Origin of the sequence: Tahibacter harae (assembly GCF_024437735.1) — a bacterium.
Taxonomy (GTDB): domain Bacteria; phylum Pseudomonadota; class Gammaproteobacteria; order Xanthomonadales; family Rhodanobacteraceae; genus Tahibacter; species Tahibacter harae.
In genome coordinates, this window is record NZ_JANFQO010000015.1 from 81,990 (window position 1) to 105,697 (window position 23,708).

The window sequence follows — 23,708 nt, forward strand, 5'->3', positions numbered from 1 at the left end:
TCAGGATTTTGCCGCCGGCAGCGGCCACAGTGCGCCGCGCTGCAGCCTGTCAGCGCCGCTTCCGTGAAACGATGATCATTAACGCGGGTTCCCTCCCCGTGCGCCTCGCCGCGCTTGCCGCCCTGCTGGCGGTGGCCGCCGGCGCGGCCGCCCAACCTTACAGCGTGAGCTACGGCGACCGCTGGAGCTTGTTCCCCTACAACTTCTCCGCGCCCATCGCCGGCGGACTGGATCTCAACGGCGACGGACGCAGCGATCTGATCGTGCCGCTGGCCAGCGGGCCGGCGCGGCTCTACCTGTCGCAGGGCAACGGCCGTTTCGTGCGCAAGACACTGCCGTTCTGGGCGCCGCAGGAAATCGAGGCGCTGGCTTTCGCCGGCGGCGATTTCGACGGCGACGGCCGGGTCGATCTGGCCTATACCGGCGACAGCCGGCAGGTGCGCGTGCTGCGCAATCTCGGCGGGGCGAACTTCCGCCATGTGCAGGCCATTCCTACCCAGTCCAGCGGAGAGAGCGCGCGCCTGTCCGCGCTGGTCAGCGGCGATTTCAACGGCGACGGAAAGGTCGATCTGGTGGCACTGGACCGCGGCCGCGACACCACGCCCGCCGGCACCAGCGCGCTGCTGGTCTGGGGCCAGGCCGGCGGCCAGTTCGCCGCGGCGGCCAGCCGCCTGCCCACGGCCGGCGGCGCGATCTGGGCCGCGGCCGGCGATTTCACCGGCGACGGCCGCGCCGACCTGCTCACCGGCAACCGCACCGGCGATGTGAGTCTCAGCCATTACGACAGCTCGACCGCGACGCCGCGCCTGCTCGCCAGCCTGCGCACGTATACCGGCGTGGAAGAAGCCCGTGTCGAAGGCCTGGGCAGTGGCCACATCAACGATGACAACAGGCTCGACGCCGCCGCCGTGTTTTCGTATACCCCGGCGAACGCGCCGAATACGCGCCTGTACCTGCTGCGCACCCTGCGCAACAACGGCACCGCCACGGCGCTGCAATGGAGCGGCGAGGCACAGATGATCGAAGGTTGCTTCGCCAGCAACACCTCGGTGCGCCTGGGCGACTACAACGGCGATACCAAAACGGACGTGCTGGTCAGCTGTATCAACGGCATCGGCGGCCTGCTCTACGGCCGCGGCGATTTCACCTTTGACGCGCCCGTCTATCTGTCCCTGCCGGAAGAATCCGCCCAGGGCGTGACCAGCCGAGGCCTGGCCCGCGGCGACTACGACGGCGACGGCAGACTCGATATTGCGGTGGTCACCCAGCGCGGCCTGCGCGTGCTGCGCTATGACCCCGCCGCCGACCGCCTGTTTGCCGATGGCTTCCAGTCCGCCGCTGGCGCTGCCGCCGCCGCGCAGAATACCTTTGTGGAGTAATTCGCATGAAATCGCACCGAATCCCGGGCACCGGCGCAGCCCTGCTGGCGCTGGCCGCCGCAACCCCGGCCTGGGCCCAGACCGCCGCGCCCTACAGCGTGGCCGCGCGCATTGAGCTGACCGGCTACACGCGCAACTTTCCCTGGGCCGCGGCCGATACGCATTTGCTGGTCGCCGGCGACCTCAACGCCGACGGCGTCGCGGATCTCGCCGCGGCCACGCCCGGCGTCTGGTTCACCCTGATCGTCGCCCCGGACGGCTCGTTTCCGCTGGCCGTATACCGTCAGGAAGATTCCTCCTCCAGCGGCATCGCCGCGGCCGACTTCAACAACGACAGCAAGGGCGATCTCGCCATCGGCCTCGCCGACAGGGTGCTCATCAACTATGGCAACGGCAGCGGCGGCTTCACCGGCGGTCCGCAGGTGGCCGTGGGTTCGGTGGGACCGAATGCGCTGATCACCGATATCGCCGCAGCGGATTTCAACCGCGACGGCTACGTCGATCTGGCCGTCGTCGACGCCGACCCGCTCAACGACGCACGCACGCACGGCTCCGGCGGCAACATCATCCGGCATCGCGAGTCGATTGCCCTGCTGCGCGGCACCAGCGACGGCAGCGTCGCCGCCGACCCGGTGCGGCCGCGGCTGCCGGCGCCGCAGTTCCCGCTGCGCGCCCGGCGCGAGGATTTCAACGGCGACGGCCGTCCGGAACTGCTGGTCGGCAGCAACGACACCATCAGCCTGCTGTTCAACGAGAGCAGCAGCGGTTTTGCCGCCGCCAGCCTGCCGCTGTATCCGGGCGGACTGCATGCGCAGGTCGACGTCATCGCCAGCGCCGGCGGCGATTTCAACGGCGACGGCAGGCGCGACCTCGCCGCGATCAGCACCTTTCCCACCGCCAATGCCGTGGGCGGCTACTACCGCGTGCATCTGTACCGCAATGCGCCCCACCCCAGCCTGCCCTATACGCTGACGCCGGAAATCAACGAGATCGCGCTGCCGCATCCGGCGGGCGCGCTGGTCGTCACTGATTTCAACGGCGACACCTACGCCGATGTCGTCGTCGGCTTTGAATCCGCCGGCGCACACACCCTCGCCTTCTACGCCGGGCGCAACAACTTCACCTTCGATCCGCCACGCTATTTCGACGGCGGCTTCGATGCCGGCGCAATGGCGGTGGCCGATTTCAACAACGACGGCAAGCCCGATATCGCGGTGATGGACTGCTCCGGCGGCGCGTTCGTGATATTGCGCCACGACTGAGTACGGCACGGCGCCGCCGCACCGGCTTCCGCACGGCCGCGATCTACAAAAAAAGAGCCCGGGACCAGCCCGGGCTCCAGGTTTTCAACGCACCGCGGCGCTCAGTCGCCGATCAGACTGGCCCACGGCAGGTTCTGCCGCGTGGCGATCTGCACCGTCGCCAGACCTGCCCGCTCGGCGCGCGCCGCAGTGATCTGCGGCGCCGCACCGCCGGCCAGATGCAGATAGCCGTCGGCCGCGTCGGCGCTGGCGGCCTGCCAGGCGAAGGCGATCGGCTGGCGCTGCGGATCAACCGCGAACCAGGCGCCGCGCTCGGCCAGGCCGTCGCCATCGCGCAGCACGCTGCGCAGCATCACCTGGCCGTGCAGACGCGCCAGCTCCAGCGCGAACAGTTGCACGCCACGATCAATGTAGCCGGTGGCGATGGTGACCGGCGTGGCATCGAGTCCGGCCAGTAGCGCCGGCTCCAGACGCAGCTTGCCGGAGGCGAAGCCGTCGGCATGGCCGGCGCCCTGCGGCACTATCGTTACCGGCGTGCCTTCGAAGCCGTTCTTGAACAGGACGATACGGTCCTGCGGCGTATCGGTGGCGCTGTTGTTGGCCAGGTTGGGGTCGTTCGCCGAGGTCACTGTCACGGTGTTGGTGATGACTTCGTCCAGGCTGCCCGGCTGCACCGTGGCCGAATACACATAGGTGGCCTGGCTGCCGGCCGGCAGGGTCGCGGTATCGCTCAGCGTATTGCCGCTGCCGCCGGCGCAGCTGGCGCCGCCGGCCGGGGTACAGGTCCAGGAACCGCCGGACAGCTCGCCGGGCAGCACGTCGCTGACTGCCGCACTCGCCGTCGCCGTCTGCGCGCCGCCCGGGTTGGAGACCACGATGGTGTAGTTGAGCGATTCGCCCACCTGCACGAACTCGCGGTTGTCGCTGATGCTGACGGCGACATCGGCCGGCTGCAGCACGGTGTCGGTGTCCGATGCGCTGTTGTTGGCGGCGTTGGGATCGCGCTCCGGATCGGACAGCTGCACCGAGGCCTGGTTGGTGATGCTGCCGCTGGCATTGGCCGCAACGGTGCAGACCGCGGTGAACGTCAGCGTGCCGCCCGCCGCCAGGGCACCCGTTTCGGCGATGTTGCCGCTGCCGCTGGCGCTGCAGCTGCCGTTGACGGCGGCACAGATCCAGCTGCAGTTCTGCAGCGCGGCCGGGAAGGTGTCGGACACCGCAGGCAGTGCCGCGTTCGGTCCGGCATTGCCCACTACCAGCGTGTAGGTGACGCTGCCGCCGGGCAGTACGCTGGAAACACCGTCGGTCTTGCTGATGGAAACATCGGCCAGACGCATCAGCGTATTGGTGTCGGTAACCGAATTGTCGGCCGGATTGGCATCGGTGAGTCCGGCCGGCAGCGCGACGCTGGCCGTGTTGGTGATGGTGGTCTGCGTGCTGACTGAAGCCACCGCGCAGCTCTGCGTATAGGTGACCGCGGTTCCGGCCGGCAGGCTGGGCTGGTCGTTCAGCGCACCCGCGCCGGCGTTGGCGCCGCAGCTTGCGCCCGAACCGGCCGTGCAGGTCCAGCTGCCGCAGCTCAGGTCGACGCCCGGCGTGTCGCTGACCGTGGCGCCGCTGACATCGGCCGTGCCCGCATTGGTGACGACGATGGTGTAGTTGGTGCCCTGGCCGGTGTCGATGACGCTGAGGCCATCGCTCTTGCTGATCTGCAGATCCGCCACGGCGGTGGTGGCACCCGCCTCGGCCAGGGTGAAGATGCCGAACTGGGTCTGCGCCGTCACCGCGCCGGTATTGGCCGTGGTATTGAGCGTGCCGCCGAGGTCGACGTACGGCGCGCCGTTGTAGACGCGCAGGCTGGCCTCGGTCAGTGTGCCGGGGATATCCGCCGGATCCAGATAGGTGAAGGTGAGGTTCGCGGTCATGCCCGGCGCGTCGACCAGCCAGTGACGGTTGATCGCCTTGTCCGCCGGCAGGATCAGCGGCGCACGGCTGCCCACGGCGCGCACCTTGACGGTACCCGGGAAGGTGCCCGCGGTGACATTGATGACCGCCGGCGAGTAGCCGTTGGCCGAACCAACTTCATACGTGCGAGAAGCCGCGGCATTCAAGGTTTTCACCAGGGTGCCGTCGACGTATCCCGTGGTCCGCGTGACCGACACGCCAGGCCCCGTGATCAGGCTGGCGCTGCCGGTGACCACGCGGCCATTGGTCAGGTTCAGTGTGGTGTTGACGGTCAGGTCGCCGCCGCCGAGCGTCAGCGTGTGGGTGGGATCGTTGTCATCGTGGGTGAGCGAACCCAGCACCCGGGTCGGATTGATCTCCACGCCCGTGGTCTTGCTGCTGCTGGTGCGCAGATAGGAAACGGTCTGGCCGCCGCTGCCGAGGTTGAAACCCGGCGCCACGTCGAAGCTGCCGCCGGCGCTGGGCGTCGTGGTATTGCCGATCTGCACGATGCCGGTCGTGGTGCCGCCGTTGCCCAGGGTGATCTTGCCGGCATTGACGAAATTGCCGTTGAAGATGATCACGCGGTTGGCCACGACATTGTTCACCGCCGGATCGAAGGTGAAGTTCAGATCGTTCTGCAGTTCCAGGCTGGTCATGGGCGCAACCGAGGTGCCGCTGCCCTGATAGACCACGTTCGTCGCCGGGCGGAACACGATGAAGCGTGTGCTGGCGCCGGTAGCGACCAGCGTACCGTTGTTGGTAAGGGTGCTGCCGTAGAACAGGAACGGGTTGTTGCCGACGTTCAGCGTGGTGCCGCTGCCCAGGGTGATGTTGCGGGTGAGATTGTTGTAGGTCACCGGCGCGCCGAAGTTGGCGGTGTGCCCGCCGCCCGTGCCGTCGATGACCAGATCGGGCGTCACGCCGTTGACGGTGAACGTCTGCGCCGCGGCGGTGTTCGCATTGCCCAGCCGCAGGGTGCCGCCGGTGATCCCGGCGACACCGGTACCGGCCTGGTTGCGGTAATCGCGCGGTCCGCTGCCGCCGGTACCGGCCAGCTGCACGGTAATGCTGCCGCCGCTGATGTTCACGGTGGACGCCGTGGTGGTGCCCAGATCGAACGAGGCAAGCGTGGTCGAGGTGTTGCCTGTCGTGGCGACGGTGAGGCTGCCGCCGCTCTGGGTGTAGCTGATCGCGGACGCCGCGGCGCCCACGCCGAAACGGCCGGTCACATTGAGCGTGCCGCCGTCGATGGCGACCTGGCTGCCGGCACCGAGTACCAGCGAGGCGCTGGCGGCGGCACCGACGTTATACACGCCCTGGCTGAGGTTGAAGCGGCCGTTGCAGGTCGCCTGGGCATCCTGCCCGACCACCGTGACATTCGGGTTGTTCAGCCAGATGCCGCCGGTGGCGGGAATCGTATATGCCGCTGCCGCGAACACGCGGTTGGTCAGCGGGAAGATGCCGGAAATCTTGAGCGTGCCGTTGCTGATGGCAAGGAAGCCGCTCAGGTCGGTGTTCGTGCCCTGTACGGTGAAGTTGGCCGGATTCAGCTCCAGCGTGTTGGCGCTGGACGTGCCCTTGTTGAGCACGATGTCCTGCACGTCGGTGAGCGCGCCGGTGCCGCCGAAGGTGTTGTTGCTGGCGCCGGTGAAGGTGATCTGCGCGCCGGCGCTCCCGCCGTTGGTGCTGAAATCCAGTGCGTTGTTGTTGCTCAGGTTGCCGCCGACGCTGAGCACGTGGGTGCGCACCGTGCTGCCGCTGGCCGCGGTCTCGAAGATGCCGTCGTTGCTGAGCGATCCGCCAAGGGTCAGCGTGCGCGCCGTGGCCGCATCCCAGCGCAGGATGGCATTGGCGTTGATGGCCAGGCTCAGGCCCACGGCCGCGGTATCGATGGTGACGATGGCGCCCGAGGCGATGGTGACATTGTCGAACTGGCCGGGCACGGCATTGCCCACCCAGGTAGCGGGATCGCTCCAGTTGCCGCCCGTGCTGGTCGAGGCGACCGAGCCGCCGGCCGTGGTGGCCTGGCTGCCGCTCAGCGGCGCGCTGGCGCCGATCTCGAACAGCGCCACCACCTGCCAGAAATATGTGGTGTTCGGCACCAGCGAACCGGCGCTGAAGCTGGTCGCATTCGCCGGTGCCGTACCCACCTGGGTGAAGTTGGTACCGTCGGTGGAACGCAGGATCACGTAGCTGGATTCATTCGGCGCGTCGGCCCAGTTCAGGTCCATGCCCAGCGGCGTGACCGCGGTGAAATTCAGCGCGGTCGGCGCCGCGACCGGCGGCGGGGTGAAACTGAAGGTGCGGCGCGCACCGTCCGCGGCGGAAGTCAGCACCGCAATCGCGCCGGCGGCGTTGTACAGATTGTTGGTCGGCGTGGCGCTGGCACCGTTGAAGGTCGGAGCCGGCGTGCCGCTGCGCGGCGCGGCGACCGAGCCGACATTGCCCGCGCCGCTGCTGGAGGAAAAACCGATCTGCGGATCGTTGGAGTCGCCGGCGCTGGCGCCGCTGGAACTCATGGTCATGCTGCCGTAGACGAACTCGATCGCGCCGGTGGTTTCCGACAGCTGCACCTGATAGGTCAGGTCGGCCGTGCCGCCCGAGTTGAAGTTGGACTGGTTGTTGAGCCATTCCACGATCAACTTGCGCGAGGGCGCCGTGCCGTCGACGCGGAAATGCACCTTGCCATCGCCGGTATGCGTGCGCTGATCGGCGGCATACGCGCTGATGATGGGCAGGTTGGCCTGGGCCAGGGATTGGTAGGGCGCGCCGGTCTGGGCGGCCGCCCCCAGGCGCAGAGTGCCGTTATCGTTGACCGAGAACTGGGTGTAGCGCGTGCCCTGGAACCAGAAATCAAAACCGATGTTGGTCAGCGGCGAAGCCGTGTCGTCCACGTTGGCGACCAGCAGCGTGGTGGTGCCGCTGCTCATGTTGGCGAGCGAGCCGGTGGTCGTGGTGGCGAAGACATAGTTGCTCGCCAGATTGGGCACTACGCCGCCGGAACTGTCCGCATCCTGCGGCGGCGTTTCCGCACGCACGGGCAGCGGCGCAAGAGCCTCCTTGCCCAGCGCCTCGACATCGGTGGCGCCGGCGGACGCCAGCGCAGGAAGCACGAGCGCAAGCCCGGCCAGCCATGAAAGCCTGTTGATCATTCGAAATCCCCACATTTCATGTAGATCGAAACACGCCGTGCCGCCCGCGCGGCACGCAGCCTGCGGACGGAGCCACAGCCCCAACGCAACGGTGAGTCAAGAAGTTCTGCAGTTACGCGCCGGCCCCGGCCGGCAGCGGTGGCGGCATCCGGCCGCGCTGTTCACGGGAACTGGAAACCAAGTCCCCAGGCCGCCGGGCAACGCCATGCCACCCGGCGGCGCAGGTGGCGCGGCCGGACGGCCGGCAAGCCGCCGCCGTCACCGCATGGAAAAGACGGTGTGTGCCACATTCACGATGCGAATTCTCCCCCGGAAGCCGCTACCCGAACGCTGATCGCAGGCATCGCCCGGCGGAAAACCCGCTGCCGCTGTCGATGCCCCCCCTGTGCCGCACAACTCGGGCGGCGGCTCATTCGTAACACATCGGCATAAGCCATGCCATACAGGAAAACGCTGTTGCGGATCGGCCGATGCACCGGCGCCGCGGCGACGAGCAAGCTCATCAGCACAGGGTCCCCCGCGCTGTCGGCCGGCGGACCTCTTTTCAGCGCCGGGCATTCGGCGCAGCATGCGCGCTGGCGCACGCGACGGCCATGCCGAACGGCGGCGCGCAGCCTATAACTGACGGAGAACGTTCATGGCGCACGGCGAAAACCCGGTACAGGGCAGTCGGTTCGGCAGCATGCTGCGCGACCTCGGCGCCTCGATAGGCGAGCTGCTTGGCGGCGGCAAGCTCGAACCCGAACAGGCGGTCGCCGTCGAAGTCGCCTTCGGCCTGCTCGGCTACCTCGCCGGCGTCGACAGCATCGTCACCTCGCACGAAGCCGAATTCGTCAACCAGCTGATGGACGACCTGCAACTGTCCAACCGCGCCCGCGACCTGGCCCAGCAGGCTTTCACCGCCGGACGCAAGCGCGAGATCAGCGTCGACAGCGAACTCGCCCGCTTCCTTCAGCTCTACGCCCCCGGCGGCAGCGAAGCACGCAAGCTGCACGACGCCCTGTACCGCCTCGCCGCCGCGGACGGCCGGCTGCAGCCGCGGGAGAAGGCGTTTCTGGATGGGGTTACGGGCAAGCTGGGGTTTGCGCTCGGGCAGAACTGAAAACCACGAGCAACTCCATACCGTGGTTGACGGCGCCGGCTCCGCTACAGGACTCCGGCACCCCTCCATGAGTTTGTCCACAACGATTCGGTCATCGCCGCCGAATTGGCGCAGGACAGCGCCACCGTCGCGACCGTATGCAAAGACGGCGATATACGGCTATGGGATGTAACCACGGGCGACCTGCTGCGGATTTTCCGGGTGGGAAACCCCATTTTCGCCTGTTTCAGCCATGAGGCCTGGGGCGTGGTCGTCGCCAGGCACAAGGAAGCTCCCAAGGTCGTGCTGTTCGCTGCCTGAGGCCTATCGGCTACCCCTGGCCCGCCCGCAGCAGCCGGGCGGCCTGGACGGCAGCTACGCCCCGGCGCCGGCCAGCTTCCCCATGAACTGCCGGTAATACCTCAACTCCGCCACCGAATCGCGCGCATCCGACAACGCGGTGTGCGCGGATTCCTTCACGTGTCCCTTGGCGATGTCCGGCGCCCAGCGCCGGGCCAGTTCCTTGAGTGTGGAAACATCCAGATTGCGATAATGGAAAAAGCGCTCCAGACGCGGCGCCAGGCGGTGCAGGAAGCGGCGGTCCTGGCAGATGGAGTTGCCGCACATGGGGGATTTGCCGGCAGGCACCCACTGGTGCAGGAACTCAACCGTCAGGGCTTCGGCGGCGGCGAGTTCGGTGCCGGACTCGACCACGCGCTGCCACAGTCCGGATTTGCGGTGCTGGTTGCGGTTCCAGTCGTCCATGGCTTCCAGGCGCTCGACCGGGTGGCGGATGGCGAACTCGGGGCCTTCGGCCAGCACATTGAGTTCCTTGTCGGTGACCAGGGTGGCGATTTCGAGGATGGAATCGCTGTCCGGGTCCAGCCCGGTCATCTCCAGATCAATCCAGATCAGGTTGTCCTCGTGCTGCTGGGCCATGTGGCGGGCTCCCGGGTCTTGCGTGGAAACCGCCGATCATAGCCGCAGCGGCCGGGCCGGCCAATTTGCAGGCATGCCGGGGACGGTCTACCCTGGACAAACCCGGGGGGTACGGGTATGGGGCTGGGGGAACGGGGGATGGATCGGGTACTGCTGCTTGAGGCCTCGGCGACGCGCCGGCGGGCGGTGCGCTCGCTGCTGGCGCCGCGGGGCTATGACCTCACCGAGGCCAGCGACTACGCCCAGGCGCTGGAAGTGCTGCGCCGCCAGGGCGAGACCGTCAGCGCCCTGCGTGCCATCGTGCTGGGCTGGCCGGAACTGGCCGACGGTCTTGCCGACCAGTTGTTCGCCCTGCTGCGGCACGAGGAATTCGAGCACCTGGCCGTGCTGCTGCTGGCCGACAGCAACGACAGCGGCGCGGTCAACTGGATGATGAAACGGCCCAGCTCCGCCCTGCTGCTGTGGACCGACTACAGCGAATGCGCCGACGCCCTGGGCAAGCTGCTCGCGCCGGCGACGCAGCTGCAGGATCTGGATGTCGGCGGCCAGTCCCATCTGCGCGTGCTGTTCGTCGACGATTCGGCCACAGTGCGCATGGCCTTCCGCCGCCTGCTGATGAAGCAGGGCTATGTGGTGGAGACCGCCAACGATGTCGAGGACGGCTGGGCCAAGGCCCAGGCCGGCAATTTCGACATCGCCATCATCGACTACTTCATGCCCGGCGATCCCGGCCCGGTGCTGGTGCGCCGTCTCAAGGACGATCCGCGCACTGCCGGCGTGCTCACCGCTGTCATCACCGGCACCTATTCCGACCGCGTCATCAATGAATCCCTCGCCGCCGGCGCGCTGGAATGCCTGTTCAAGAGCGAGGCGCGCGAACTGTTCCTCGCGCGTCTGGGCTCGCTCGCCCGCGCGGTACAGGATCGCCAGTCGGTCGATGCGGAACGGCGGCGGCTGCAGAGCATCCTGTCCTCGGTCGGCGACGGCGTCTACGGCGTCGATGCGCGCGGCGTGGTGCAGTTCGTCAACCCGGCGGCGCTGGACATGCTCGGCTACGACCACACCGAGGAACTGATCGGCCGCGGTGCGCATGAACTTTTCCACTATGCCTTCGAGGACGGCACACCGACCACGCCGGCCAGTTGCTTTCTGTCCCAGGCCTACGCCCAGGGCAGCCAGGTACCGGGCTGGCAATCGGTGTTCTGGACCCGCGGCAACCGGCCCATGCCGGTGGAATGCACGGTCTATCCGCTGAATCTCGACGGCCGCCGCGAAGGCTCGGTGGTCGCCTTCCGCGATATTTCCTCGCGCCGCATGCTGGAAGAGGAACTGCGCTGGCAGGCCAGCCACGACGCGCTGACCAAGCTGAAGAACCGCGCCTGGTTCGAGACCCAATTGGAACAGGAAATCGTGCGCCTCAAGCGTACCGACCAGGTCTCCATGCTGCTGTTCCTGGACCTGGACCGCTTCAAATACATCAACGACACCGCCGGCCACACTGCCGGCGACCAGCTGCTGGTGGACATGAGCCGGCGCCTGTCCTCGCGCCTGCGCGGCTCGGATCACCTGGCGCGCATGGGCGGCGACGAATACGCGGTGATTTTGCGCAACATCAGCCCGGAACGGGTCAACGCCATCGCCGACGATTTCCGCCGCGCCATCGTCGGCTCGCCCTTCGTCTACGGCGGCAAGAGCTATCGCGTCGGCGTCAGCATAGGCGTGGCCGTACTGGACCAGTACACGCCCTCGCGCACCGAGGCCATGGGCAATGCCGACATCGCCCTGCACCTGGCCAAGGGCCACGGCCGCAACCAGGTCCATGTCTTCGCCGAGGACACCGACCAGCGCGCCCTGATGGACCTGGAACTGGGCTGGAGCGCGCGGCTGGAGGAAGCTTTGCAGCTGGACCAGTTCGTGCTGTGCTTCCAGCCCATACTGCCGCTGCGCCAGATCGATTTTGAAACCCTGCCCGATCAGCACGGCGCGCTGTGGACGCGCCACCTGCGCCGCAACCTGCAGCAGCGCGCCTTCTACGAGGCGCTGATCCGCCTGCGCAATCCGGACGGCAGCCTTGTCGCGCCCTCGGCCTTCCTGCCCGCGGCCGAGCGCTTCAGCCTGGTCGGCGAGATCGACCGCTGGGTGATCCGCAACGCGCTCAAGGCTCTGCGCGAAAGCGCGCTGCAGGATCCGCCGGTCGGTATCTCCATCAATCTTTCCGCCCAGTCCATAGGCCAGCCCGACCTGGCCCGCTTCATCACCGACCGCCTGGTCGAATACAACGTCGATCCGCGCGCGGTCGCCTTCGAGATCACCGAGACCGGCGCGCTGAACAATCTCGACGCCGCACGCAACCTGATCACCGAGCTGCGCAGCTTCGGCTGCCGCTTCGCGCTGGACGATTTCGGCGTGGGCTTCTCCTCATTCACCCACCTGAAACACCTGGATGTGGACATGCTCAAGATCGACGGCTCGTTCACCCAGGGCCTGCTCACCGATCCGGTCGACCTGGCTGTCATCACCGCGATCACCAGCATCGCCCACTCCATCGGCAAGATCACCGTGGCCGAATACGTGGACCGCCCCGAGATCCTGCGCGCCCTGCGCAACTGCGGCGTGGACTACGCCCAGGGCTTCTACGTGGGACGGCCCAAGGCCGGACTGCGCGCGGCCGGCGGGCAGCTGGAGATCGTCGGCGGCAGCGATGCGGCAGCGGCGGGTTGAGACGCAGCGCCGGACGACGTAGAAAAATCGCGCAGGAATTCAGCCGCCGTCTCTTGACCGGCGCACCGGCCGATACGAGCGCCGCGACAGCGGCTCGCGATACCGCGGTGCGGCGCAGGCGGCCCGGCGCATGGTCGCGCGCCGGCCGCCTGCGCAGGCCCGGCTCAGGGCTGGAAACCGTTCACAAAGATCGAATCCGCCGCCGGTTCCGGCGCAGCCAGCGTCGAATCGCGCAGCGCATACGTGCTGCCGCCGAAACTCACCGTGAAATTCCCCGGCGCCACCATCGGCAGGTAATAGACGAATTCCACTTCCAGGCTTCCGCCCGGCGGCAGCGCATTCCAGCTCGACGACAGCCGCGCACGGTGGAAATCGCCGTCCAGGCCGCCGATGTTGTTGCCGCTGTGGCCGCTGGAAACCACGCTGAGCGTCGCACCGGACCAGTTGGTCCAGTTCGCCGGCGCCGAGGTGGCGAGATCGAATTCAAACAGCGCACCGGCCGGAATCGTCGTGGTGGAATTGTTAGTCAGCTTGAGCTTGGGCGTAATCGGATAGTTGTTGTCGCCCAGGTAGAACTCGCCGATGCTGACGCTGACATCCAGCGTGCCGGCGACCGCGGCGCTGCTGTAGCGGCGGTTGCCGTAGGGCGCGGCGCTCTGGAAACGCTGGTGGTAAATATCCGTCAGCGTGGTGCCGATATACCATTCGCCCTGCCCGCCGCGGCGGTCCGGATGCCAGCGGTAGTCGCCGGCCAGCTCCCAGATCATCACGCCGCCTATGCCCTTGCCGGCGATGTAGTCGGCCTTGGCCGCGGTGGAGACTTCGTCTTCGGTGGAGATGAAGACTTTCTTCTGCGCATTCCACAGCCAGGGCGCGGCCAGGGTCGCATCGTAGTGGCGCACATAGCTGCCGCTGAGCTGGTCGGCGGGATCGTTGACCGGATCCAGGCCGTAGGCAGCGAGATACGTCGGCAATATGCCGTTCTCCAGATTCTTGGCATGCCACATGGGGTTGGAGCCGGCCGGCACTTCGGCGTCCAGTTCCAGGTCGTGCCAGATATTGTCTATGCCCAGGGCGCCCTGGCCGCAGCTGGTCAGGCCTATGGAACAGCCGCCGCTCTGCGGCGCCGTGCCCCAGAGGCCGTTGCTGCCGCCGTTCACATTGCGCCAGCCGCGCGTGTAATACGGCACGCCGATGTTGATGCGCCCGGCCGGCAGCGCGCCGCGGAAATAGTGATAGGCCCAGTCGGTGTTGAGATAGCCGATATTGGCGTATTGCGAAGTCGTATACACATTCCAGCTGGCCAGCTCGGCGTCGCGGCCGTCGTCGTACAGCGCGGCGTTCGGGCCTACGAACTGGTTCCAGGCACCGTGCAGGTCGTAGGACATGATGTTGACGTAATCCAGATACTGGGTGACCTGATACGTCTCCATGCCGCGCAGCAGATAGCCCGAGGCCGGCGCCGCGACGGTGAGCAGGTAGTACTTGTTGTCCTGGGCGGAAGCCGCATCCAGTTTCTCGCGCAGGGTCTTCATCAGCGCGACATAGCCGCGCATCAGTGCCGCCCGGCGCGGGTTGGACACGGACCAGTCCAGCGGATGGCCGGCATCGTTCATCGAGGTGGCGTATTCGTAGTCGACATCCACACCGTTGAAGCCGAAGCGGCGCACAAAGGCCACGGCGGAGTCGGCGAAGGTGTCGATCGCGGCCTGGTTGACCTGGTTGTTCGCCGTCACCGTCAGCGTGTAGAAGCCGCCGCTGGGCACGCGGTTGCCCGTGGCGTCGAAATAGCCGCCGGTCTCGGCCCAGCCGCCGACCGAGATCAGGGTCTTGGCATGCGGATTCTGCTTCTTGAACTTGTTCAGCAGGTTGAAATGCCCCTTGTAGCTGAACTCCGGATCCATCTCGGCGCCGGCCACGCCGGGCCATTGCAGGCCGGTGGCGGGGTTCTGCGGATCGCTCTCGTTGCCTACGGACAGCTGGTTGTTGGCGTCGATATGGGCAAAGGCGTAGTTGATGTGGGTGATCTTGCCCCAGGGGATGTCGCTGGCCAGGAAACGCGGCTGCTCGTTCGCACCGGTGCGCCAGCTGGTGAAATAGCCGATGACGCGGCGCTTGCGCCCGCCCATGAGTTCGCGGCCGTCGTTGTCGTAGGCCAGGCAGTACGGCGTGGAAGCGCCGGCGCTCTTGAGCATGCCGTCGGGACGGCAGCGCTCCTGCGCCTGCGCCGCGCCCCATGGCAGCACGGCGGCGAGCAGCGCCGCCAGGCCGAACCGGATCGCACGTTTCATAGCATCCTCCCCAGGTGTGAAGCGTGGTGGCAGTGCGCGGCGCCGGAGCGCCGCGGTCCTGTGTTGAAAAGATTCAGTTCAGTTCACAGAAAGAACCCGACCCGCGCTCAAGGCATGGTCTGGAAGCCATTGGCGAAGATCGCATCGGCCGGCGGTCCCGAGCCGTGGCCCAGGCCTTCATGCATCGCATTGAGGATGCGGCCGTTGTCGGCGTCGATTTCCCAGCCGAAGACGCCGCCCAGGCCGTTGGCGCGCACGTACTGCGCCTTGGCCCTGGCCGAGCGCGGATTCTCGAAGGTGATCAGCTTGGCCGCGGACGGATTCCATACCCAGGCCGCCTCGGCCGTAGCGTCATAGCCGGCGCTGTAGCCGCCGGCGCCGCTGCCGTTCTCGCCGCCGACGAAGGCGCTTTCGATATGGCGGTAGTCGAACACGCCGTTTTCCCAGGTGCCGGGGCTGGCCGGGCCGCCGCCGCTGCCGCTGAACGGATTGCCGCCCTGCACGCCGCTCACGGCCTGCCAGCCGCGCCCGTACATGGCCACGCCCATTACGACCTTGGACGCGGGCACGCCTGCGCTGATGAGATTGCTGGTCGTGGCCGAGGCATGCCAGCCGGCGGCGCCACCGGAAGCCGCCTGGTGCAGGCCGGCATGATGGCCCAGGGTGCTGCTGAAGCCGCCGTAGTAGTCGTAGCTCATGGCGAAGACCAGATCCAGCTTCTGCCCGGCGACGCGGTAGTCGACCGCGTTGATCTTCTCCGGCGCCGCACCCACGGCGGCAGTCAGCAGGTAGTGGCGGTTGTTCTGTTGGCCCAGCATATCCAGCGCCGCGCGCAACTCGGTCAGCAGCGCGCTGTAGTTGGCGCGGTCGGCGGCGCTGCCCAGGGCGGCATTGGCACCGCCGCCGCCCGGATATTCCCAGTCCAGGTCCAGGCCGTCGAAAAAGGTATACGTTTGCAGGAACTGGATGGCCGAAGCGATGAACGTCGCGCGCCGGGCCGGGTCGGCGGCCAGATGATAGAACGGGTCTGACAGGGTCCAGCCGCCGATCGAGGGCAATATCTTCAGGCCGGGCTGGGCCGCCTTGGCGCGCTTGAGCTGGCCGAAATTGCCGCGCACCGGCGTGTCCCAGGCGTCGCCGGGATAGTTCATGTCCAGCGCGGCGTTGCGGTCGTGGATGGTGACGGTGTAGTCGGCCTGATCGGCACATTCGCGCAGCAGCGCCTGGTAACCCTGCGGGTTCTCCGCAGCCAGCGTATCGTTGGGCCCGCAGATCGCAATAAAGGCGTAGAGGATGTGGCTGAGGTTGGCGGTGGGCATCTTGCGCACCGGGAAGGCGCGGCCGTACACGCCCCATTCGACGAAATACGCGCCGACTACCGAATTCGTGCTGTTGCTGTAGGGGCGGTTGTGCTCCAGCAACGGCGCCGGCCAGGCCAGGCCGTCGCTGCCGCCGTCACCGCCGCCGCCGCTGCCCAGGGTCAGCGTGCGCGGCGCACTGGCCGTGCACTGCTCGGCCGCGCCGCTGCCCAGGCAAAGATCGACGATGAAGGTCTGCGTGCCGGCCTGGCTGAAGCTCAGCCGGCGCGAACCGTGCTGGGCGTTCTGGCCGTTCGGCGTCAGCGCGGCCTCGTGCACGACAGCGCCGTTCTGGCGCAGTTTCCAGTGGTCGCCGTTGGTGCCCCACCACAGGTCCCAGCTCAGATCCAGTTCGGCCGTGCCGCCGCTGAGCGGCAGGCTTTCCGGCGTCCAGGCGATCACCGGCGCGGCCGGCGCCTGGGCGGCGGCACATTGCCACGCGCCGCAGCAGGCGAAAAAAGACAACAGCAAGGCGCTGCGCGACGGCACAGACATGGACTTTCTCCCCAATGGAAAAATTACATCTTGCGCGAACGCGGCGAAGCCGCGGGGCGCACCATGGACGGACATGACAACGTTGTCAAATTATCTTTCGCGGAGCGGACAAAACCGTGCGGCCTGTCACGGGCCGCGGCGACGCTGGCGTATGGGCGGGCCGCCGGGGCGGCGGTGCGGCCAGGCGGCCTCTCGGCTGGAAGACCCGCGAACCGTATCAGTTGATACTCGGAACCATCCGGAATCTCTCCGGACGCGAACCCGCCGCTTCGCAGATGACAACGTTTTCAGGAACGTATCCCGAATCTCGAATCCCCGATCCCGCGAAATCGCGCCAACCCCGCGGAGTTCGCGATTCGAGATTGGCGATTCGAGAGCCGCCACCGGCAGCCCGGCGCTCTGTCCGCAACGACAAGACACTGCGCCGCGTCCCCGCTCCAGCTACTATTGCGCCCCCTCGCCCCGCCCTGCCGCCATGAGCGAAAGCCCGACCGGAACCGATCTGCATTTCATGCACCAGGCCCTGGCGCTGGCGCGCCTGGCCGAGGAACAGCATGGCGAGGTGCCGGTAGGCGCGGTGCTGGTGCTGGACGGTGAAATCGTCGGGGAAGGTTTCAACCGCAATATCGGCCTGAACGATCCCAGCGCCCACGCCGAGATCCTTGCCCTGCGCGCGGCCGGCCAGCGCCTGGGCAACTACCGGTTTCCGGGTTCCACCCTGTACGTGACGCTGGAGCCCTGCGCCATGTGTTCCATGGCACTGATCCATGCGCGCGTCGCGCGCGTCGTCTATGCCGCGACCGATCCCAAGACCGGCGCCGCCGGCAGCGTGTTCGACACGCTGATTTCCGAACGCCATAACCACCGCATCGCGGTAGAGGGCGGCGTGGCTGCGGCGGAGGCGGCCGGCCTGCTGCGCGCTTTCTTCCGCAAGCGGCGCTGAGCGCCGCGTCTCACCACCACACGATCAGGGCGACGACGCCGGCGACCACGCCGTACTTGATGGCGTAGTAGGCGCTTTCGCTGCGCTCCTTGAGCGCCTTGGATTTCAGGCGCAGCGCGTAGAAATACTTGAACAGGTGGTTGATTGCGCCGGTCCTGTCGCCTTCCTGGTTGGGCGAGGCGCCCGCGACGATCAGGTTGCGCGCGACGAAGCGGTTGAAGGCCCGCGCCCAGCCCCAGCGCAGCGGCCGTTCCACGTCGCAGAACAGGATGATGCGGTTCCTGCCCGAATCATTGCGCGCGGCATGGATATAGGTCTCGTCGAACATGGTCCATTCGCCGTCGCGCCAGCTGTAGCGGCCACCGTCGACCTCGATGAAGCAGGCGTCGTCGTTGGGCGTGGCCAGGCCCAGGTGCAGGCGCAGCGAGCCGGCGTAGGGATCGCGGTGCGGCCGCAGCTCGCCGCCGTGGGGCAGTTCGGCGAACATGGCCGCCTTGACGCTGGGCACCTCGCGCAGCAGGCGCGTGGTCAGCGGGCACAGTTCGGCCGCCGAGGGATGCGCTTCGTCGTACCACTTGAGGTAGAAGCGCTTCCAGCCGCGGCGGAAGAACGAATTGAAGCCGACATCGTTATAGCCTTCGGCCGCCTTGATCTGCTGCAGCTCGCGCAGGCGCAGGGCCTCGTCGCGGATCTCGCGCCAATGCGCGCGCAGCGGTTCCAGCTCGGGGAAATGCTGCTCGGGAACGATGAACGGGCGCGTCGGCACGCGCGAGCACAGGTACATCAGCACGTTGACCGGCGCCATGAAAGTCGAATGGTCCAGCAGCTGGCGACCGAGCCGATGCCGCACGCGGCCACGGAAATGCACGTAAGCCGCGCAGGCAAGGAACAGCAGAACGAAGACCCATTTCACGGTCGCAATTTCCAGATCGAATCGGTCACCCTGGACTGGCGGGGAGCTAGCCGGCGGGGCGTGACGCCGTTGCGGCCAGAAGGTGGCGCCGCCGGTCCCGATCACGGACGCGCGGCAGTGCCGTGGCCAAACTGCGGGCATTCTAGCAGGCCGCCGCGGGCCGGCTTGCGAACTTCGTCCTGCTGCGGCGGCCGCGGCAGTGGAAAGCACAGCCGCTGCTGATTTTTCCGGCAGCGGCTCCGTCTGGCGGCGGGTATGCCGGCCATAGCCGCGCAAAGCCTGGTGACGGGCTCGCACCGGCGCGAGCGCGCACCGCCGCGCTGCCGCCGGCGACCTCATCCTTGTGCTTCGTCCTCCCTTCACGACAAGCCGCCGCCCGCGAGAAACCTGCACCATCCATCCGTACCCGCGGACCACGACATCCCCCCGCACGGCGGCGCAGCATCAGCAGTGCAACAAGGAAATTGGAAATTAATTCCACTTTGCCTGAGAGAAATGCAGCCCAGCGCGCACTAGCTTCATGGTAGCTCGCACGGGGAAGCCGCAGTGGACACGCCAGGCACAGACATTGCCGCACGAATGGCGCGCCAGCTGATCTGGGTGCTGGCGGCGTTGCTGGCGGCGCCGGCGACGGCGCAGGACTGTCCGGACAACCCGGCCATACGCACGAATATCGAACAGGTGCGCGCCGACTGCCTCGGCGCCGCCGGCGCCCTGGTCGCGCTCGAAGCGCCGGGCAACGAGGAGGACGCCGGCAAGTCGGCGGATGCCTTGCAGCGCTGCGCCCGTTCCGCGCGCCTGCTCGGCCTGTGCAAGGGCGGCCAGGCCTGCCTGTTCAGCGGCGCCGGGCCTGGCCTGCCCCAGTGCGGCGCCTCGCCGCGGCGGCTTTCCGCCGTGGCACTGGAAGCCGCGAAGTTGTGGTCGCCCGCGCCCGGGGCAGAGGCCGGAGCCCGTCTTCCAGATGCGCCGCAGCGGCTGCAATGGAGCGGATTTCTTTTCCGCCTCTACGGCGAACGCTGCCGCAGCCTCAGCGGCTGCTGGGCCTGGCTCAAGTCGCGCGCGCTGAGCAGCGATCCGCGCGACTACCGCGACCAGGAACTCGCCGCGCGCATAGACCAGACCAGCCGGCGCATGGAAGGCATGCGCAACGAATTCAGCCAGACGCTCAAGACCATCTGGCAGGGCCCGGCGCCCGACGCATCGGCCAGCGACGGCCTGCAGACACTGCTCCATGGCGGCAGCCAATCACTGCAGGCCCTGGCCGCGGATGTGCACGCGGCGCGCGTCGCGGTCGAGAACCATCTTCGCCCCGGGGCGCCGGATCGCCGCCGGTCCACGGACACAGGCTCATCCGCGGGCGAGGATGCAGCAACCGGAAAAGACCCGCCGGACAAAGAGGAAGCACTCGCCGCGGCGATCAGCGGCCTCGCCAGTGCCGTGGCTGCGCTGAAACCGGAAAAGCCCGCCCAGCCCGCACCGCTGAGCCAGATCCGCCCCGACGACGATTACGAAAGAATCTTCACCCAGGCGCGCAGCATCGGCTACGGCCTGCTGCTGGTGCCGGACCCGCGCGTGCCGCGCCACCGGCGCAGCTACGACATGAGCATCGCCTCGACCAGCCAGGCCATGCTGGCCGAGGACTACGTGCTCGACCGCTATTCCATGCCGTGGCAGGACTATCTGGACAATCCCGCGAGCAAGCCGGCAGCGGCGGCGGCGGCCGCGCGCTATCTCGACGACGGCCGCTTCGGCGTGCTGCTGTATCGCCACGACGGCTGGCGCAACGGCTCGGCGGGCTACGATATCCGCGTGCTGTTCGTGGTCGCGGAAACGGCGAGTTTCGGCGTGCAGCAGCAGGCCTTCATCGGCGCCGTCGCCCGCGTGCTGGAGAAAACCGCCTGCACAGACGGGCTGCCCCGCCAGTTCGCGCTGGTCTATCCAGGCGTGGCCGGAGCGGCAACGCCTGCGTGCACGACGGATCGCCCCCTCAGCATCATCGGCCCGGCATTTTCCGGCTCCATCACCTCGCTGGTCGAGGCGCTGCATCAAGTGGATGCGGCCGTGCTCGAACGCGAATCCAGGTGCGCGGAAAAATTCGGCAGCGGAAACACGGAAAACGCCGCTGCGGGCGTCACCCGCAATCCGCCGGCTGCGGCCCGGGACGAGGCTGCGCGGCGGGATGATGCCCGGCAATGCGCCGCCCGGCAGCGCGCGGCGCAGGCGGTACGCTGCACGCTGGATTTTCCACCTTGCGGAAATGTATACGCGAACCTGATCTCGCCGGCCACTACCGCCACCAGCAACGGCAACCTGGAAAAACTGCTCGCGGAGACACAGGCGACACGCTTCCGCATTCACTACCAGCGCCTGGCCGTCAGCGACAAAAGCAAGCTTGAGGAACTGGGCAAACTGTTGCCGCCGGAAGGGCCGCATTCGCAGGAAGGTGCGGATACGCAGCCCGAACCGCCGTCGGTCGTGCTGTTCGCCGAAGCCTCGATCTTCGGCAACGGCCTCTGCCCGCGCGATTCGCCGCTGAAGGTGTGCAAAAGGTCGGTCACGATCCACTTCCCGGCCAATATTGCCGACATCCGCTACGGCCAGAACGCGCAGGACCGGGCGCACCGGCAGCAGGTGCAGGACAGTCTGAAGGTGTCCCAGGAGCGCAGCACGCTGGCCCTGGAGGACGGCGCCGAAAACGGTTCGGAATTTCCGGAAAGCCAGCGTTCGCCGCTGTCCACGGTCAGCGCGTCGGCGGTGCTGGACCAGTTGATCGAGCAGGCCCGCGCGTACCGACCACGGCTCATCATCGTCGCCGCCACCGATGTGCGCGACCGCCTATTCCTGTTCGACCGCCTGCGCCGGCAGATCCCCGGCGCCTTGCTGGTCGATCTGGAAACCGACGTGCTGATGAGCCATCCCAATTTCATCCACGCCAGCCGCGGCAGCCTGCTGCTGGGCTCTGCCCGGCTCAGCAACCGCCGGGACCAACCGCAGGAAGCGCTGGTGAGCTTCGCCACGGACGACCAGGCGCTGCTGTACGCAGCGATTCGCAGCCTGTGCGATCCGCAGCTGCCGCTCAGCTGCCAGGCCGCGCAGGGCGGCGCCAGGCTGCGCCTGTTCCGCGATGCGGCAGCGCCCGCACCGGTACTGCACATGCCCACGCAGCAGGGACTGATGCCGGTCACGCTGGACCCGCCATGCGAAGGCCGCTGGCCTGTCACGGTGCTGCAGTGGCTGAGTCCGTTGCTGGCCCTGCTCGCCGTTGCCGCACTCGCCCTGCTGCACCAGTTGCTGCGTCCGCGCCGCGGCGCGAAATGGTGGCGCCGTGGCGCCGCCATCGCCGGCACGATCACCTTGCTCGGCCTTTGCCTGTACGGGCTGTGCAGGATTCCGCCGCTGCAAGGCAATTCGACCCTGCTGGCACTGTCGGGCGTCAATCCGTGGCTGGCCGCCGCCATCGTCGCCGGCGCGGTGGGCTTCGCCGTGCTGTATGTGCTGGGCACACGGTCCGCCTACGCCCTGTCGGTCGCGTTGACCGACGGCGAGGTCCGCCATCTCCTGCCGGGCGGCGCCGGCAGCGCGGCGCAGCGCCAGAACCTCATCGCACCGCTGGACCTGACCAACGGCGGCATCGCCCTGCCAGCCTTTGTCGCCATGCTGCTCTGGCTGTGGCTACTGATCACTCAGCCCGGCTGGCGCCACGGCCTGCTGCAGGGCTGGGCGGAAATGATGCTGACCTTCGCCCAGCCCGTCATAGCACTGGCCGCCGTGGCCGGCCTGGTGCTGTTCGCCGCCTGGACGCATTGCGCCCTGATCAGCGCCCGCCGCGTGGCGGCGATGGCGCAGCGTTTCAACGGCGACGGCCTGCCGTCCTGGTCGGCCCTGCCGGGTTTTGTTGTCGGCAGCATCGCCGCCGGCCCGCGGAACTGGCTGGAAAAAACCTTGCGGACCATCACCGGTGGCGAAGCCGAACTGCGCGTAGTGCCGCCGCTCCAGGCAGACGCACCGCTGACCCGCGTGCGTGCGCGGCCGCGCTTCGCCGCCACGCCGTTGCTGGCGCGCAGCCGCTATTTCGACTGGCTGGACCAGGCGCTGTCCGGCGCCGGCGGCGCGACCGACGCCGCGCACCGGTCCCGGCTGGAACGTCTGTGCCAGCTGCAGAACGATTTCAGCGACAACCTGCGCGAACGCGCGCTGCTCGCGCTGATCTTCGCGTACCAGGCCGAAGCCGCGCGCTACAGCCTGTATTTCGGCCTGCTCATGGCGCTGGCGCTGCCGCTGCTGGCGTACAGCTATCCGCTCGCCGGCGGCGAACGCTACGCCCTGTTCGGGCTGGTCCTGCTGCTGGCCGGCGCTTTTCTTTCCGCCTTTCTTTTGCACCGTATGCAGCACGCGCCGGCGCTGGATCGCCTGCTCTGCGACGGCGAAGGCAAGACCAAGTTCGAGTACCAGACCCTCACCGCGCTGTTCTCGCCGCTGCTGATGGCGCTGTTCGGCTGGGCCGTGGTCAAGATGCCCGGCGTGCTGGACTGGAGCGGCGGGATGCTTGAAGTGCTGCTTGGAGTATTCAAGCGATGACCACGCCCGCCTACCTCGGTCCACGCACCCTGCCGGCGCAGCTGTATGGCCAGGACTTCGACGGCGAACGCCAGCGGCGCCTGCTCGCCTACGCCGCCGCGCCGCTGCCCGGCCCCGCTGTGCTGGAACAGCGCGACGGCCTGTTCGTACTGCCCTGGAACGAAGCAGGCGGCAGTGTCCTGTGCGTAGGCGATGCGGCAGCAAAGCTGCTGCAATCGGTGCGCCGGCACGCCGGCCGGATGCTGGCGGGACTGGCTTGCGGCCAGGCACCGCACTGGCCGCACTGGAACTCGCTGGTCCTGCTCGCGCCGGATTTGCCGGCGGATGTCTTCGCCGGCAACGCCGACCCGTTCAGCGAAGCCGCCATCGCGCTGCGCTGCTTCGAACGCATCATCGTGCTGCATTGTCCACAAGATCGCATCATCGCCGGCGGCCTGGGCCGCAGCGGGCCGGCCGCGGGCAGCGACGGCCGCGTCGGCGCGGCCGATCTCTCGCCCCTGGTGGAATGCCGCCATGACAGCGCCTACGGCGCATTGTGCTCCTGCGAATCCCTGTCCCTGATCCTGCGCCTGCTGCAGGGCGCGCCGCTGCCGGCGGCGCTGCCTGCACGCACGCGCCCGGCCACTGCCTGATTGCGAGGAAACCTCAT

The 23,708-nt window shown here is 67.8% G+C and carries 12 protein-coding genes; 7 read left to right on the top strand and 5 right to left on the bottom strand.

The window, feature by feature from the left end; translation table 11 throughout:
- Nucleotides 1-71 precede the first annotated feature (71 nt).
- Entirely contained in the window at nt 72-1,379 is a 1,308-nt protein-coding gene (locus NM961_RS16095; RefSeq protein WP_255915435.1) for an FG-GAP repeat domain-containing protein, read from the top strand.
- A gap of 5 nt (nt 1,380-1,384) precedes the next feature.
- Nucleotides 1,385-2,641, top strand: a complete 1,257-nt coding sequence (locus NM961_RS16100; RefSeq protein WP_255915436.1) for an FG-GAP repeat domain-containing protein — start codon at nt 1,385-1,387, stop codon at nt 2,639-2,641.
- A 101-nt stretch (nt 2,642-2,742) separates the two neighbouring features.
- Here NM961_RS16100 and NM961_RS16105 read toward each other — a convergent pair whose 3' ends face one another.
- Nucleotides 2,743-7,740 carry a beta strand repeat-containing protein gene (locus NM961_RS16105; RefSeq protein WP_255915437.1) on the bottom strand — a complete coding sequence of 1,666 codons (4,998 nt, stop codon included), beginning with the start codon at nt 7,738-7,740 and terminating at the stop codon, nt 2,743-2,745.
- A gap of 637 nt (nt 7,741-8,377) precedes the next feature.
- Between NM961_RS16105 and NM961_RS16110 the strand changes: the two genes are divergently transcribed.
- On the top strand, nt 8,378-8,842 hold the full coding sequence (locus NM961_RS16110; protein WP_255915438.1) for a TerB family tellurite resistance protein: 465 nt from the start codon (nt 8,378-8,380) through the stop codon (nt 8,840-8,842).
- A gap of 354 nt (nt 8,843-9,196) precedes the next feature.
- On the opposite strand, the gene orn is transcribed toward NM961_RS16110, so the two are convergent.
- Nucleotides 9,197-9,760, bottom strand: a complete 564-nt coding sequence (gene orn, locus NM961_RS16115) for an oligoribonuclease (RefSeq protein ID WP_255915439.1) — start codon at nt 9,758-9,760, stop codon at nt 9,197-9,199.
- A gap of 138 nt (nt 9,761-9,898) precedes the next feature.
- Here orn and NM961_RS16120 point away from each other — a divergent pair, with 138 nt between their 5' ends.
- Nucleotides 9,899-12,481, top strand: a complete 2,583-nt coding sequence (locus NM961_RS16120; protein ID WP_255915440.1) for a GGDEF/EAL domain-containing response regulator — start codon at nt 9,899-9,901, stop codon at nt 12,479-12,481.
- Nucleotides 12,482-12,645: 164 nt separating this feature from the next.
- On the opposite strand, the gene NM961_RS16125 is transcribed toward NM961_RS16120, so the two are convergent.
- Both NM961_RS16125 and NM961_RS16130 read right to left on the bottom strand, forming a co-directional pair.
- Nucleotides 12,646-14,772, bottom strand: coding sequence for a glycosyl hydrolase family 18 protein (locus NM961_RS16125; RefSeq protein WP_255915441.1), 2,127 nt, complete (start codon nt 14,770-14,772; stop codon nt 12,646-12,648).
- Nucleotides 14,773-14,879: 107 nt separating this feature from the next.
- A complete protein-coding gene (locus NM961_RS16130; protein WP_255915442.1) occupies nt 14,880-16,625 on the bottom strand; it encodes a glycosyl hydrolase family 18 protein in 1,746 nt (581 codons plus the stop codon).
- 475 nt (nt 16,626-17,100) lie between these two features.
- On the opposite strand from NM961_RS16130, the gene tadA reads away from it, so the two are divergent.
- A complete protein-coding gene (tadA, locus tag NM961_RS16135; RefSeq protein WP_255915443.1) occupies nt 17,101-17,568 on the top strand; it encodes a tRNA adenosine(34) deaminase TadA in 468 nt (155 codons plus the stop codon).
- A gap of 10 nt (nt 17,569-17,578) precedes the next feature.
- On the opposite strand, the gene lpxO is transcribed toward tadA, so the two are convergent.
- Nucleotides 17,579-18,481 carry a lipid A hydroxylase LpxO gene (lpxO, locus tag NM961_RS16140; RefSeq protein WP_255915444.1) on the bottom strand — a complete coding sequence of 301 codons (903 nt, stop codon included), beginning with the start codon at nt 18,479-18,481 and terminating at the stop codon, nt 17,579-17,581.
- Between the two features lie 579 nt (nt 18,482-19,060).
- Here lpxO and NM961_RS16145 point away from each other — a divergent pair.
- Entirely contained in the window at nt 19,061-23,059 is a 3,999-nt protein-coding gene (locus NM961_RS16145; protein ID WP_255915445.1) for a hypothetical protein, read from the top strand.
- Entirely contained in the window at nt 23,056-23,691 is a 636-nt protein-coding gene (locus tag NM961_RS16150; RefSeq protein WP_255915446.1) for a hypothetical protein, read from the top strand. Before NM961_RS16145 ends, NM961_RS16150 begins: the two co-directional genes overlap by 4 nt.
- Nucleotides 23,692-23,708 lie beyond the last annotated feature (17 nt).

What these genes read in the sequence shown, in the direction of transcription:
- NM961_RS16150 (WP_255915446.1), top strand. Translation starts at nt 23,056, where the DNA reads ATGACCACGCCCGCCTACCTCGGTCCACGCACCCTGCCGGCGCAGCTG.
- NM961_RS16145 (WP_255915445.1), top strand. Translation starts at nt 19,061, where the DNA reads ATGGCGCGCCAGCTGATCTGGGTGCTGGCGGCGTTGCTGGCGGCGCCG.
- NM961_RS16130 (WP_255915442.1), bottom strand. Translation starts at nt 16,625, where the DNA reads ATGTCTGTGCCGTCGCGCAGCGCCTTGCTGTTGTCTTTTTTCGCCTGC.
- NM961_RS16105 (WP_255915437.1), bottom strand. Translation starts at nt 7,740, where the DNA reads ATGATCAACAGGCTTTCATGGCTGGCCGGGCTTGCGCTCGTGCTTCCT.
- NM961_RS16095 (WP_255915435.1), top strand. Translation starts at nt 72, where the DNA reads ATGATCATTAACGCGGGTTCCCTCCCCGTGCGCCTCGCCGCGCTTGCC.
- NM961_RS16100 (WP_255915436.1), top strand. Translation starts at nt 1,385, where the DNA reads ATGAAATCGCACCGAATCCCGGGCACCGGCGCAGCCCTGCTGGCGCTG.
- NM961_RS16120 (WP_255915440.1), top strand. Translation starts at nt 9,899, where the DNA reads ATGGATCGGGTACTGCTGCTTGAGGCCTCGGCGACGCGCCGGCGGGCG.
- orn (WP_255915439.1), bottom strand. Translation starts at nt 9,760, where the DNA reads ATGGCCCAGCAGCACGAGGACAACCTGATCTGGATTGATCTGGAGATG.
- NM961_RS16125 (WP_255915441.1), bottom strand. Translation starts at nt 14,772, where the DNA reads ATGAAACGTGCGATCCGGTTCGGCCTGGCGGCGCTGCTCGCCGCCGTG.
- NM961_RS16110 (WP_255915438.1), top strand. Translation starts at nt 8,378, where the DNA reads ATGGCGCACGGCGAAAACCCGGTACAGGGCAGTCGGTTCGGCAGCATG.
- tadA (WP_255915443.1), top strand. Translation starts at nt 17,101, where the DNA reads ATGAGCGAAAGCCCGACCGGAACCGATCTGCATTTCATGCACCAGGCC.